Source organism: Exiguobacterium sp. s166 (genome assembly GCF_018618855.1).
Classification (GTDB): Bacteria; Bacillota; Bacilli; order Exiguobacteriales; family Exiguobacteriaceae; genus Exiguobacterium_A.
Genome location: NZ_JACSMU010000002.1, coordinates 608,730 through 621,848 on the forward strand (window position 1 = coordinate 608,730; position 13,119 = coordinate 621,848).

Here is a 13,119-nt window from a genome sequence, read left to right on the forward strand (position 1 = left end):
ATCTCATTAATAGAATTGGAGTTTATTATGAAGAAATTTTCTATCCGTTTTGATGTTTTACTCGCCTTATTGATTGCCGGTCTTTTTTTCGTCATGACACTTTCCTTGACGTTTTTAATCAGCAATCGTGCAACAGACCGTCTACAGGATGAAGTAGGAACGACTTTGTCTGCCACTGCCTATCAGTTATCCGATAAACTGGATCACTATATGTGGTCCCGTACCGCTGAAGTCAACGTCTTACGGACGTTACCGACGATTCGTGACGAACAAAATCCGGCTGAAACACGCAATACGCTTGAACAGTTGCAACAACAAATCCCTGACTTTTCATGGATTGGCGTCATGGATCCTGATGGACAAGTCGTTGCGTCGACAGGGAAAATTCTAGAAGGTCAATCAATCAAAGCGCGTCCTGTCTTTCAGGAAGCACAAAAAAAACCGTTTATCGGAGATGTGCATGATGCTGTTTTACTGGCCAAATTACTTCCCAACCCGAGCGGCGAACCGTTACAGTTCGTCGATATCAGCACACCGCTATTTATAAACGGAAAAATGAGTGGCGTCCTCGCCGCACATCTCAGCTTTGAATGGGCCAAGGAAATCGAACAAAGCTTCCAAAGTTCTACCGCACAGATTAAAAATGTCGAATTCTTCATCGTCAGTAAACAAAACCGGACGGTCCTTCTCGGTCCGAAACAGTGGCGCGGGAAAAACTTACCGTCTGCCTGGTTAGCCGGAAATCAAAAAGGATACCGGATTTCCGACTGGGAAAAAGGGCAGGAATACTTAACCGGTGTCGCCAAAAGTAAAGGCTATAAAAACTACGACGGTCTCGGCTGGACCGTTCTCGTCCGCCAACCGAGTCAAGTTGCCTTTTCAGATGCAAGCACTCTGAGAAATTACATCTTGATTGCCGGATTGATTGCTTCTTTGCTGACAGCCATCATCGGTTGGTTCGTAGCCCGATTGTTGACTCGCCCCTTAAAGAAAATCACGCAGGCAGCAGAAGCCATGCAACACGATCGATCAAAATCGATTCCGTCACATACCGGGATTCGTGAGATAGAAGTACTGTCCGTCGCGTTACGCGAACTGACGACGAAATTGACCCATACCGAGCAAGAACGAACGACCTACGAGTCACTCGCCCTTCATGACGCTTTGACCGGACTGCCGAACCGGAATGGTTTATCTGATTATCTGGATGAACTGTCTCGTAAAACGCATGATCAGATTTACCTGTATCTTGATTTAGACGGATTTAAAGCAATCAATGATCAGTATGGTCATGCGATGGGTGATTTATTGTTAATCGAAGTTGCCGACCGTCTTCAAAAATCCTTACGCTATGAAGGGATTACGGCACGGCTTGGCGGGGATGAGTTTCTGATTATCCTCAACGAACAGATTTCGACGGAAGATATCGACCGGTACGGCAAGGACATCATCCACACGCTTTCGTATCCGTATCTTCTGAATCAACAAACTTTGTTTATTGGAGCCAGCATCGGAGTCGCCGTTCGTTCGACCGAAGAATCGATCGAACAAGTCATTCACCGTGCGGATCTTGCTTTGTATGATTCCAAACACCGGGGCAAAGGATGCTTGACCTTCCATCATTAAGAGGCTTCATTGACAAGATCACCGCTTCTCCGTAATGTGAACGCATAGAAGAAGCAATCCCCAACTACTTACAACAAGGAGCTGACAACATGAATCAGTGGACACGCGAAGCACGCTATCGCCCGCTTTCCGATCTTGCACCGGAAGTGTATCAACTCATGAAAGAAGAAGTACGCAACTCACCTTGGCGGTTTTCTTTCCACATTCAACCCCCAACCGGTTTGTTGAACGATCCGAACGGATTTGTTTATAACAACGGCACGTATCATCTTTTTTACCAATGGTTCCCGCTCGGCCCCGTTCACGGATTGAAATACTGGTACCACATGACTTCAAAGGATTTAGTGCACTGGTTTGATGAGGGAGCAGCCCTTATTCCAAACGATGATCCTGATTCACACGGTGCTTACTCCGGAAGTGGTTTCATTAAAAATGATCAGATCCATATCATGTATACAGGAAACAAACGGGATGCAGATTGGAAGCGACACACGAGTCAAATCGTTGGTCACCTTCGTTCGGACGGCCGGATTGACAAGCATCTGCCCCCTGCCATTCCAACCGTTCCAAATGGCTATACCGAGCATTTCCGGGACCCTAAAGTGTTTCAGCATCACGGTACATGGTATTGCATCATCGGGGCTCAACGTGACGATCTGACCGGCTGCACAGTAATGTATCAATCCGAAGATGCGGAGAGCTGGACCTTGATGGGCGAACTCGTCACCCGTTACGATCAATTCGGTTACATGTGGGAATGTCCTGATTATTTTGAACTGGACGGAAAAGGACTATTACTGTTCAGTCCGCAAGGGATTGCTCCCGCAGGAGATCGTTACCAAAACATCTTCCAGTCGGGATATTTGATGGGACAACCACTCGCCCTTCCCGAGCTTGCTTTCCAACATGAGGATTTTGTGGAACTTGATTTCGGATTTGATTTTTATGCTCCCCAGACGACACTTGCAGCAGACGGACGCCGGATTCTTGTCGGCTGGATGGGGTTACCTGACATCTCGTATCCAAGCGACCGTTATAACTGGGCACACGGTTTGACGTTGCCGCGAGAACTGACACTCGAAAATCAGCAGTTGCGTCAAAAACCCGTTCAGGAACTAACGTCACTCCGTAAAGAAACGTTGTACGAAAAGGAACTGAAGTTGGTCCGTGAAGTCCTGCCTGCACAAGCAGAAATTTTCGAGCTCGAGTTGTCCCAGTTGCAACTTTCTTCCGACCAATTGGAAGTGAAGCTTCGGGTCAGCGAGCAGGAAGAAACCGTTCTGCGATACGATCAACAAACGAATCGATTTACCATTGATCGCGGACAATCAGGGGCAGAGGTGCCAGCACTCGAATATGGTACGACTCGTTCTACCGTATTGACCGAACCATTGCATACCTTACGGGTGTTCGTTGATCGTTCGTCAATCGAAGTATTTCTAAATGACGGGGAAGCCGTTGCTTCCGCCCGGATTTTCCCGAAAACGACGAGCCAAGGCATCGTTCTGACAGGTGACGCGACGGCTCAGCTGGCCATTTACAGCCTGTAAGCCGTTGATTCTTTTTTATTCCTGCAAAAAAAGCACATTCCTCACAGATCAGCTGTGGAATGTGCTTTTTATTGAGGAGCTGTTTCTTTTTGAAGATCAAAGGCTAATATGTGTTGTTCGCCAATCGGACCCATGACAGATTGTAACGTGTCCACATAACCTGTTTTAAAGTACAAGGATTTTGCCGCGATATTCTTTTTATTGACCGCTAACGTAATCGCCGTTACTTCTGGAAAATGTTCATTCACGAATGCAGGTAATTGCATCATTGCTTCTTTGGCATAGCCTTGTTGCTGATGTCTTGCATCAATCGAAAAAGCCCGCAACAGGACACTGCGTTCATCTGTCCGGTATGTTTTCGGTGGATTTAAATGCAGGATGAAAAATCCGACGACTTCCATCTCTTTTTTTATGACGACCGGAAACTTGTCCGGATTACTTACCGCTTCCGACACGACTTCGGTCGGAAATGTCGTAAATTGGATTTGTTCTTCCGGAAGAATAAACGCATCACATTGTTCATAATGTTCATTGGTATACATAAACAGCTTTACTTGAGACATACTTTTTTCCGCCTTCCATTAGTCAAGGAGACCCAACACTCCCCTTACATCTATTTCCATTTTACATGTTCTAGATGTTTTAGCCAATGATTCAGGAACGTTCCTGTAAAAGATTTTATCTTTACTTATATTCCACTTCTTGTGTAGACTTAATCAATTGTCCGGCTGAAAATGCTAAACTAAGAAAAGAAAATTGAGTTTACAAAGGTAAGAGGTGAATAAACCGATGTCCCCAGACTTTTTTGAACGCATGGAGATGGAAACCGGGACCAAACTAAATGCTGTCCAGCGCCAAGCGATTGAGCACGATCGAGGTCCGCTCCTATTACTCGCTTCCCCGGGTTCAGGAAAAACCACAACATTGAACTTTAAAATTGCCTATTTGATTCTCGAAAAAAAGGTGAATCCCCGGTCTATTTTAGGATTAACTTTCAGCAAAGCCGCTGCTCATGAGATGGCAGAACGTTTTCATGATTGGTTTCATCATTTAATCGGGACGACGGCTTCCTTTTCGACGATCCATAGTTTTGCCTTTCAAGTCGTCCGTGATTATGCGGCAACACGTCGCCTTCAGTATACGATTATCGAAGGAGCCGTTGAAAAATCGGCAACACATCGTCCGGAACAGCCGTTGCATAAACGAATGATTCTTCGCCGGATTTTCCAAGAAATTAACCGGAGCGTCATTACGGAAGATCAGATGGATGAATTACTGCGAATGATTTCTTTCGTTAAAAATCGGTTATTGGTAACGAAGGATGTTGAAACATTAAAAACGACCATTAAACATTTTCCGGAGATTTACTCAGCTTATGAACAATTTAAACTGCGGGATCCCCTCCATCCGCTGATGGACTTTGATGACATGTTGACGTATGCCAATACGATTCTGTCAGAAGATGCCGCACTGCTTAGATCGTACCAACGGCGTTTTGAGTATATTTTAACGGACGAAAGTCAGGATACGTCTTTAGTTCAGCATCAACTTGTCGAAAAACTGGCACTGCCTCACAATAACCTTTGTGTCGTCGCCGACGATGATCAAACGCTGTACAGCTGGCGCGGTGCGGATGTATCAAAAATCATCCACTTTAAAGATACGTATCCCGATGCGACCGTATTGTACATGGAACAAAACTATCGTTCCTCTAAAGAAATCGTCGAGACCGCCAATCGATTCATTCAGCGTAATAAGGTCCGTTACCCGAAGAAAATGTATACGGAAAATCCGTCGTCCCGTGCCATCACCGTTGAAACGTTACCGGCGTACGAAGACCAAACGCGGTATGTCATTCGTCAATTACGTGAGGAAACGAATTTTAAAGAAGTAGCGATTTTATACCGTAATAATTCGTCCTCGATAAACATCATGAATGCTCTTGATCTAGCCGGCATTCCTTTTTATATCAAGGACGTCGACCATAAATTCTTTAGCCATTGGGTTTTAAAGGATATCTTACATTTCATCGAATTGGCAAACGACCCTTCCGATGTGGATGTTTTGGCGCAAATTCATACGAAATTTGCAGGGTATATCTCAAAAGTTCAATTACAGCGTCTGTACGAATTACGGAACGGAGAAAACGTGTTTGATTTGTTGCTTCATCATGTCGAGATGAAGTTTTATCAAAAAAAACAACTCAAAACCATTAAATCGGTCTTTGCTGCCATGCAAACTGCCCGTCCTGCTGCCGCATTGGCACTGATTCGTAATGAACTGGGCTATGAAAAAAACCTGAAAAAAATGAGTGACAGTCTTGGATTCAGCATTGATTTTTTACTTGAAATGCTCAATACGATTGAAAATGTTGCAAGTGATCTTCCGACGTCCCTTGCCTTTAAAGAACGGATTTTGCATCTCGAACAATTAATGCGTCAAGCGAAGTCCAATAAACATCAAAATGCCGTTACCTTATCGACTTTCCACAGTGCCAAGGGACTTGAGTTCGATCGTGTCTTCATGATTGATCTGATCAACGGTGTTCTTCCGTCGTCTGATAACATCAAATCTTACAAAGACGGACAACTCGAAGAAATGGAAGAAGCAGTCCGCCTGTTTTATGTCGGTATGACACGGGCACGGCACGATCTTCATCTTTTGTCTTACCGGTATAAGTCAAAGCCGGTCGAAGAATCCTTATTCATCGCAAATATCCGACAGATTCTCAATCCGGATCAAAAGGCACAAAAAGAAGCCCGCTATGCTCCGCGTTTGAACGATACACCGGCAGGACCGCTTCTTGCCGTCGAGAAGAACATGCGAATTCGTCATAAATCCTTCGGCGAGGGAACGATTGTTCATTTGATGGACGACGTTCTCGAGATTCAGTTTGATAAGGGCATCGATAAGCAACTGTCCCTCCAAGTCTGTTCCGAAAATCATCTGATAACGATTCTTTAAAAAAGACTCATTTTTCACCGGACGAGCTCCAGTGGAAAATGAGTCTTTTGTTGATCATGTCATGCGTTCATCATTTTGACGGACCAGTGCATCACGGATTTCCGTAAGCAGTTTTTCTTCCGTCGTCGGAGCTGCGACTTCTTCCGTCGTCTCCTCTTTCCGACGAAAAGCATTGATGCCTTTCACAAACAAAAACAAGGCAAATGCAATCAAGATGAACTCAATGCTCGCTTGCAGGAATTGACCGTATAACAAATTAGCATTTCCGACCTCGACGGACAATCCTTTGACATCAATTCCACCGATGATAATGCCGATCAACGGCATGAAGATACTGTCGACCAAAGATTTGATGATGCCACTGAAGGCAGCCCCGAGGATGACCCCTACTGCCAAATCAATGACATTTCCGCGAAACGCAAACTCCTTAAACGCTTTGAACAATGCCTGTTACCCCTCTCTTGTTACGTCCATGCCCGATCAGCCAACTGACGAATCGCATAGCCGACCCCATTTTCATTATTTGTTTTCGTCACTTGATGCGCAATCGCTTTTGCGTCGTCATGACCATTCCCCATCGCTATCGCCATTCCGGCGACTTTGAACATCGGAACATCATTTAAGTTGTCCCCGATGACGGCGACCTCTTCGATTGACACTCCAAGGTGCTTTGCCAGTGTTTTGACCGCTGTTCCTTTATCGGCACCAAGTGCCATGACTTCAATGTTGTCATGACCGGACGACGTCACATAAATTCCGTCCACTTTTTGTTCGATTTCTTTCCAAATCTTTTTCATCAACTCCTGATCAAAAGAGAAGGAAATGAACTTAAAGACCTGCCCTGCTTGGTTACGAATGAATGAGCGGAATCCATCAATCATCTTGACATCTTCATTGACGTAATAACGATTGTGGAAAAAGTCGAGCACATCCTTTGCCCGGTCGCTTTCCTGACTCATTTCCTTGAGCGAATCATAGGCGGCGTCAATCGTTGATCCTTGTGCCGTGACGAGACCTTGGTCACAAAACATCTCAAAAAATACTTCGTATTGGCTGATGATGCCGTAAATTTGTTGCGCTTGCTCAGTTGTCAGCGTCGTCGCACTCAGTTCTTCCCCGTCAACGGTCAAAACGCGCGCTCCGTTCGACGCGATGATCGGACATGTGATCCCTGCCTGATCCGTCAATTCTTTTGCATTTAAGTAGTTTCGTCCTGTCGCAATCGCAAAATCAATGCCTTGTTCTTTTGCAGCTTCAATGGCTGCAATCGTTTCCGGTTCTATTTTCTGTTTACTGGATAACACCGTACCATCCATGTCTGAGATCAATAATTTGATTGCTTTTGCCAAAACGTTCACTCTCCTTTATCTTTTTCCATTTTACTATACCATTTTCAGCATGATATTCCTGTTCCGACCCTTTTGATTCCGCTCAAAGGATCGGAGACAACAATCGGGAAATACTCTCTTTAAACTTAATGAGTCGGGATCGTTTCGCATATTTTTCAGCCGTCAGTTGCTCACAGACGAGACAGTCTGCTTCAAACAGACGGGCCAGTTCTTCTGCAACATGCTGATCGTAGACGATCGAGTTCATCTCAAAATTCAATCTGAAGCTCCGGGCATCGATATTCGTCGTTCCGACGGATGCGATTTCCTGATCGACGACAATCGTTTTCGCATGGAGAAATCCAGGTTCATACGTATAGATTTTTGCTCCATAATCAATTAGTTCCCCTGCTGCCGCTGTCGTCGCCCAGTAGACGAACGGATGGTCCGGCTTGTTCGGAATCATAATTCGGATTTCGACACCTGCCAGTAACGCCATTTTGCAGGCGTCCATATAACTGGTATCCGGAATGAAATAGGGCGACTGGATATAGATCGATTCTTTCGCGGATGAAATCATTTTAATCAGCAGATTTTTGAGATATTCCGTTTTTGAATCCGGACCCGACGTCACAATCTGCATCGGCAGCTCCTGTTCAATCGAATGGGCGCCATAATAAAAAGCATTTTTTGCCGTATAGCTGTCACTGGCCTGATTCCAGTCCAAAATGAACCGGTCCAGTTGATCATGGACGACTTCTCCTTCTAACCGGAAATGCGTGTCGCGCCAGTAGCCGAATTTTTCGTCGATCCCTAAATACTCCGTTCCGACGTTAAAGCCGCCGATATAACCAATCTTCCCGTCGACGATACATGACTTCCGATGGTTTCGGTTGTTGAGACGGAAGTTGATCAAACCGATTGTCGGCGGAAAAAAAGCGAACACTTCCCCGTTGTATTTCATCAATTCCTTAAAGTCGGACCGTTTCAAATCACGGGAGCCGACCGCATCATAGAGCAACCGGACTTTGATTCCTTGTTTCGCTTTATTTGTCAAAGCGGCAATTAACGCTTGTCCAAGCGAATCCTTTTGAATGATGTAATACTGGATGTTAATTTCGTGTTCCGCATTTACGATGTCGGTCATCATCCGATTAAATTTTTGCTCACCGTCCGATAAAATGACGACCTCATTTTTAAAACTGAGCAACGCATCGTTCGACACTAAATTCATCCGGATCAGTTGGTCATACCGGACGATAGCAGGATGACGCTGTTGTGTCTCGAATTTATCCAATTCGGTTAATTGAAGCGTCACGCGTCGTGATTGTTCTTGTTTTTCCGTTTGTTCGACGTGATAAAAATTTGTTTTTTTCAAGAGACGTCCAAAAAATAAATAAATCAGAAACCCGATCAACGGAACAAAATACAAAATCAGAACCCATGCCCATGTTGCGCCAATGTCTCGTCGTTCCAAAAAAATAACGGTGACGACCGCCAATAAATTCATGATAATCAAGCCGTAAGCCAATATAACGAGCATCGTACTCAACACGTCAAGCACTGGATCTCCTCCTTTGTTCTACCTGTCACCTTTTCCCGCTGCAATGTATAAGGTATTCCTTATTTTCAAAGTAAATAAAACAAAAAAGTGCAGGAAACTCCTAAAAAAGATGGAGTTTCCTGCACTGGATAAGATTTTATGATTCATTGACGGATTCATCCGCGTGGGATTGTTCCAATTCAATTGATTCAACCATTGTTTTTGCACTGGCTACACAATCCGGCAATCCTACCCCGTCATAGGCAAGTCCTGCGAGATAAATGCCGGGATATTGTGCCAATACTTCCTCCCGGACGCGCTGAATTCGATCGGCATGACCGACTGTATATGCAGGAAGACCATCTACCAACCGGCTGATGATGACTTGTTTCGGTTCTAATGCCCGTCCACAAATCTTCTCTAAATCCTGCAACACAGCTTGTTGCAGAACTTCATCTGATTCATAAACCAAATGATCATTGCCCGGTCGACCGACGAATGCACGCAGGACCGTATGATTTGGAGCGGAATGATTCCATTTTTGATCAATCGCCGTACAGGCCGTGATGGAGTACGGTGCCCGTCGATTGACGACAAAACCTGTTCCTTCAATCGGTAACGACTCTTGTTGATCAAAAATCATCGTAATCGTCGCCGTCGAGTGCGTCGTCAACTGTTCAAGCTCCGGCAAGTGGGCATCCGGCAACAATTTGACGACTTGAGGATGCGGAATCGTCAAGAGTACGTAATCTGCATACTCCGGACCATGATCCGTTTTCAACCGGTAGCGTCCGTCTTCACGTGAAATCTCAAGCAATGGCGTTTCCAGCCGCACTTCCGAACGTTCGAGCATCTCTTCCAATCGTTCAATCAATGATTCAAGTCCTGTTTCGAGCGATAAAAACTGTCCCGTCGCTTTGATCGTTGTTTGCGGAGTCTGCGGCAATTGATCGAGCGGACGCATTAAACGCATCCCTTCAAACAATGAACCGGCTTTTTGTTCGTTCGCGACGAATTGGGGATACGTCGCAAACGTACTCATCTGATCGATGTTACCGGCATAGATACCGGACAGCAACGGTTCAATCAATTTTTCCACTAATGCATCCCCGAGTCGCGGACGTAAATACTCTCCGAGCGGAATGTCCTGTTCCGGAATCCTTAACTCATCAGACGGATGCAACAACAAGTCAGCGACTTCCTGTTTTTCCTGTTCTGTCAGTAACGTCGTTTCCCGAAACAGATCAAGATCCGTCGGAATTCCCATGACCGCACCCTTAGGAATCGGGTGAAGGCCACCCGTATCCAAAATAAATGCTTGGGACGTGTTATTTCGGACCAGTTTTTCACCCAGTCCGATTGCTTCAATCAAATCCGTCAAAATATGTTTTCGGGCGACGTAAGAATCCGGTCCGCGTTCAATCGTAAAACCATCTTCTCGGTACGTCGCGACTTTTCCGCCCAGACGTTCTCCGGCTTCAAGCAACGTGATGTTCAAATCAGGAAAAGTACGTTCTGCGTAATAGGCAGCGGCAAGACCAGTAATACCACCGCCGACGATGACGAGACGTTTACTTGACATAACTGCCGACCTGTTTCGAAACAGCCTCGGTGACTGCTCTCATGAAGGCAGGATCTGCATTCGGCATAATCGGACGTGCGTAATGAATACCCAGTTCGTCACAGACGACTTTACACTCATAATCATTATCGAACAGGACTTCCAAGTGATCGGCAACGAATCCGACAGGAACGTAGACGAATGCTTCATACCCTTTTGCTTCATAAACGTCACGCGTCAAATCTTGTACATCTGGTCCCAGCCAAGGTTCTGGCGTTTGTCCGGCTGATTGCCAGCCTGTGATCATATGTTTGACACCGGCACGTGCCGCAATCAGGTCTGCTGTCTCTTTTAATTGTTCCGGGTACGGATCACCGTTCGCGATGATTTTTTCCGGTAAACTGTGTGCGGACACGACCAAGACCGCTTTTTCTTCCGGTACCGGTAATGCATCAAACGTTTTCCGGATTTCTTTACCCCACCAGTCAATGAACGCTTCTTCTTTGTACCATGACTCAACAGAAGCCAAATGAATGCCGTGTTTATCTGCCACTTCTTTCGCCCGACCGTTGTATGAACGGATGCTGAACGTCGAGTAGTGAGGTGCAAGTACGACAGTGACTGCTTCTGTGATGCCGTCTTTCGCCATTTGTTCTACAGCATCTTCGACGAATGGTTCGATATGCTTCAGACCCAAATACAGCTTGAATTCGATTTCACCCGCATATTTTTCCGACAATTGGCGGTGTAATTCTTCCGCTTGATCAATCGTGACTTGCGCCAGTGGTGAAACACCACCGATTGCTTCATACCGTTCTGTCAGTTCAGCCAATGCTTCTGGAGACGGTTTGCGTCCACGACGGATGTGTGTGTAATAACGTTCGATGTCTTCCGGTTTATACGGCGTACCATACGCCATGACGAGTAATCCTAATGTTTTCATTTCGCTACCTCCATTTTTTCTTTCGAGTAATCATGGATATATGCAGTGAGACGTTTTAAGACTTCCGGATCCACCTCCGGGAAAATTCCATGTCCTAAGTTAAAGATGAAACCGGGACGTTTCATTCCCATATCAAGGATTTCTTTTGTTTTTGCTTCGAGAATCTCCCATGGGGCAAGCAGGTAAGATGGATCAAGATTTCCCTGTAAGGTTTTCGTCAGTCCGCGTTCACGTGCTGCATCTACCGACAACCGCCAGTCGAGTCCGACGACATCCAGCGGCAGATCGTGCCACTCTTCCGCCAAATGACTTGCTCCAACGCCAAACATGATCATCGGAACGCCCGTTTCTTTCAATTCCGTGAAAATACGCTCCATCGTCGGTTTGATATACAGAACATAATCATTCCGGCTCGTCGTACCAACCCACGAATCGAAGATTTGGAATGCCTGGATGCCGGCATCGACTTGTGCTTTGATATAATCGATGACCATATCTCCGAGTTTCTCCATTAAAGCATGCCATACATCAGGATGACCATACATCAATGCTTTCGTTTTATGGTAGCCTTTTGACGGACCACCCTCGATCATATAGCTGGCCAATGTAAACGGCGCCCCCGAAAAACCGATTAACGGAACTTCGAGACGTTCACGCAACAGTTTAATCGTCTCGAAAATGTAGGGAATATCTTCTTTTTTAAATGGTTGGAGCGCTTGAACATCGTCCATTGTCCGAATCGGATTTGCAATGACAGGACCAATGCCGCTTTTAATCTCTACTTCGACACCCATCGAAGGCAATGGCGTCATAATATCTTTATAGAGAATCGCTGCGTCGACTCCCAACTGCTTCACTGGTAGTTCTGTGACATATGCGCATAACTCAGGATCATGTGTAATCTCAAACAGTGTCCGTGTCTTCTTGATTTCACGATACTCCGCTTGATACCGACCTGCTTGTCGCATATACCAGACCGGTACATGGCTTACCTCTTCGCCACGAATGGCCCGCAAAAATGTATCATTAAATTTTTTCATCATAACTACCCCTTTATACTCGTTCTAACGCCCCAAAATAACGCACGATAAGTTTGTGAACACAGAAACATTATATCTGAAATTCAGAACGGTGTGCCAATAAATCGTTTACAAAATTACAGTTCTGTTACCCGTTCATCAAATGTTCACCGTTTCTTATAGAGTCCGAAAGCAGCATTCAACTGTCCACGGATCAAATCCGAACGTTGTTGTTCCGTTACTTTCCGTTCTTTTTCACGGATTTCGTGTGTCCGCCATCCGTCTTCGATCTTTTCCGCAACTTCTACCAATCGTTCAATGTCTGTAAACGAGTACTTTCGTGTTTTTCCGTTCGTCCGCTCTGGAAAAATCAATTTCCGTTCTTCATAGTAACGAATTTGACGTTCCGACAAACCGGTTAATTCGCAGACAATCCCAATCGTCATCACCTTCTTCTCCCGGTAATTCATCTTCGTCACTCCTTTCCTTCAAAATACCATGTCAGATTTTCTGACACAAGACGTTTCTTGGAAAGGATTTCCGTCTAAAGTAAACACATACTTTAAATTGATAAAGGAGGAACGA

The 13,119-nt window shown here is 45.3% G+C and carries 11 protein-coding genes; 3 read left to right on the top strand and 8 right to left on the bottom strand.

The genetic code is table 11. The features are described from left to right. Nucleotides 1-27 precede the first annotated feature (27 nt). Both KNP93_RS07465 and KNP93_RS07470 read left to right on the top strand, forming a co-directional pair. Entirely contained in the window at nt 28-1,626 is a 1,599-nt protein-coding gene (locus tag KNP93_RS07465) for a sensor domain-containing diguanylate cyclase (protein ID WP_214854218.1), read from the top strand. 89 nt (nt 1,627-1,715) lie between these two features. Further along, the gene (locus tag KNP93_RS07470; protein ID WP_214854232.1) at nt 1,716-3,176 is read left to right on the top strand and encodes a sucrose-6-phosphate hydrolase; all 1,461 of its coding nucleotides are present in this window, start codon (nt 1,716-1,718) and stop codon (nt 3,174-3,176) included. 68 nt (nt 3,177-3,244) lie between these two features. On the opposite strand, the gene KNP93_RS07475 is transcribed toward KNP93_RS07470, so the two are convergent. Then, complete coding sequence (locus KNP93_RS07475) at nt 3,245-3,739, bottom strand: GNAT family N-acetyltransferase (RefSeq protein WP_131503874.1); 495 nt, start codon at nt 3,737-3,739, stop codon at nt 3,245-3,247. Between the two features lie 226 nt (nt 3,740-3,965). Between KNP93_RS07475 and KNP93_RS07480 the strand changes: the two genes are divergently transcribed. Next, the gene (locus KNP93_RS07480) at nt 3,966-6,140 is read left to right on the top strand and encodes an ATP-dependent helicase (RefSeq protein WP_188005203.1); all 2,175 of its coding nucleotides are present in this window, start codon (nt 3,966-3,968) and stop codon (nt 6,138-6,140) included. Nucleotides 6,141-6,194: 54 nt separating this feature from the next. On the opposite strand, the gene mscL is transcribed toward KNP93_RS07480, so the two are convergent. The 7 genes from mscL to KNP93_RS07515 form a co-directional block, all read right to left on the bottom strand. After that, nucleotides 6,195-6,584, bottom strand: coding sequence for a large-conductance mechanosensitive channel protein MscL (gene mscL / locus KNP93_RS07485; protein WP_114596495.1), 390 nt, complete (start codon nt 6,582-6,584; stop codon nt 6,195-6,197). A gap of 20 nt (nt 6,585-6,604) precedes the next feature. Then, a complete protein-coding gene (locus tag KNP93_RS07490) occupies nt 6,605-7,498 on the bottom strand; it encodes a Cof-type HAD-IIB family hydrolase (protein WP_255508424.1) in 894 nt (297 codons plus the stop codon). 73 nt (nt 7,499-7,571) lie between these two features. Next, the gene (gene cls / locus KNP93_RS07495) at nt 7,572-9,032 is read right to left on the bottom strand and encodes a cardiolipin synthase (protein ID WP_371819884.1); all 1,461 of its coding nucleotides are present in this window, start codon (nt 9,030-9,032) and stop codon (nt 7,572-7,574) included. Between the two features lie 136 nt (nt 9,033-9,168). Then, nucleotides 9,169-10,593, bottom strand: coding sequence for a protoporphyrinogen oxidase (hemG, locus tag KNP93_RS07500; RefSeq protein WP_188005202.1), 1,425 nt, complete (start codon nt 10,591-10,593; stop codon nt 9,169-9,171). Continuing rightward, nucleotides 10,583-11,515 carry a ferrochelatase gene (gene hemH, locus KNP93_RS07505; protein ID WP_131503870.1) on the bottom strand — a complete coding sequence of 311 codons (933 nt, stop codon included), beginning with the start codon at nt 11,513-11,515 and terminating at the stop codon, nt 10,583-10,585. Before hemH ends, hemG begins: the two co-directional genes overlap by 11 nt. Beyond that, on the bottom strand, nt 11,512-12,558 hold the full coding sequence (gene hemE, locus KNP93_RS07510) for a uroporphyrinogen decarboxylase (RefSeq protein ID WP_214854235.1): 1,047 nt from the start codon (nt 12,556-12,558) through the stop codon (nt 11,512-11,514). Before hemE ends, hemH begins: the two co-directional genes overlap by 4 nt. Nucleotides 12,559-12,701: 143 nt before the next feature. Then, on the bottom strand, nt 12,702-13,004 hold the full coding sequence (locus tag KNP93_RS07515; protein WP_012369603.1) for a MerR family transcriptional regulator: 303 nt from the start codon (nt 13,002-13,004) through the stop codon (nt 12,702-12,704). Nucleotides 13,005-13,119 lie beyond the last annotated feature (115 nt).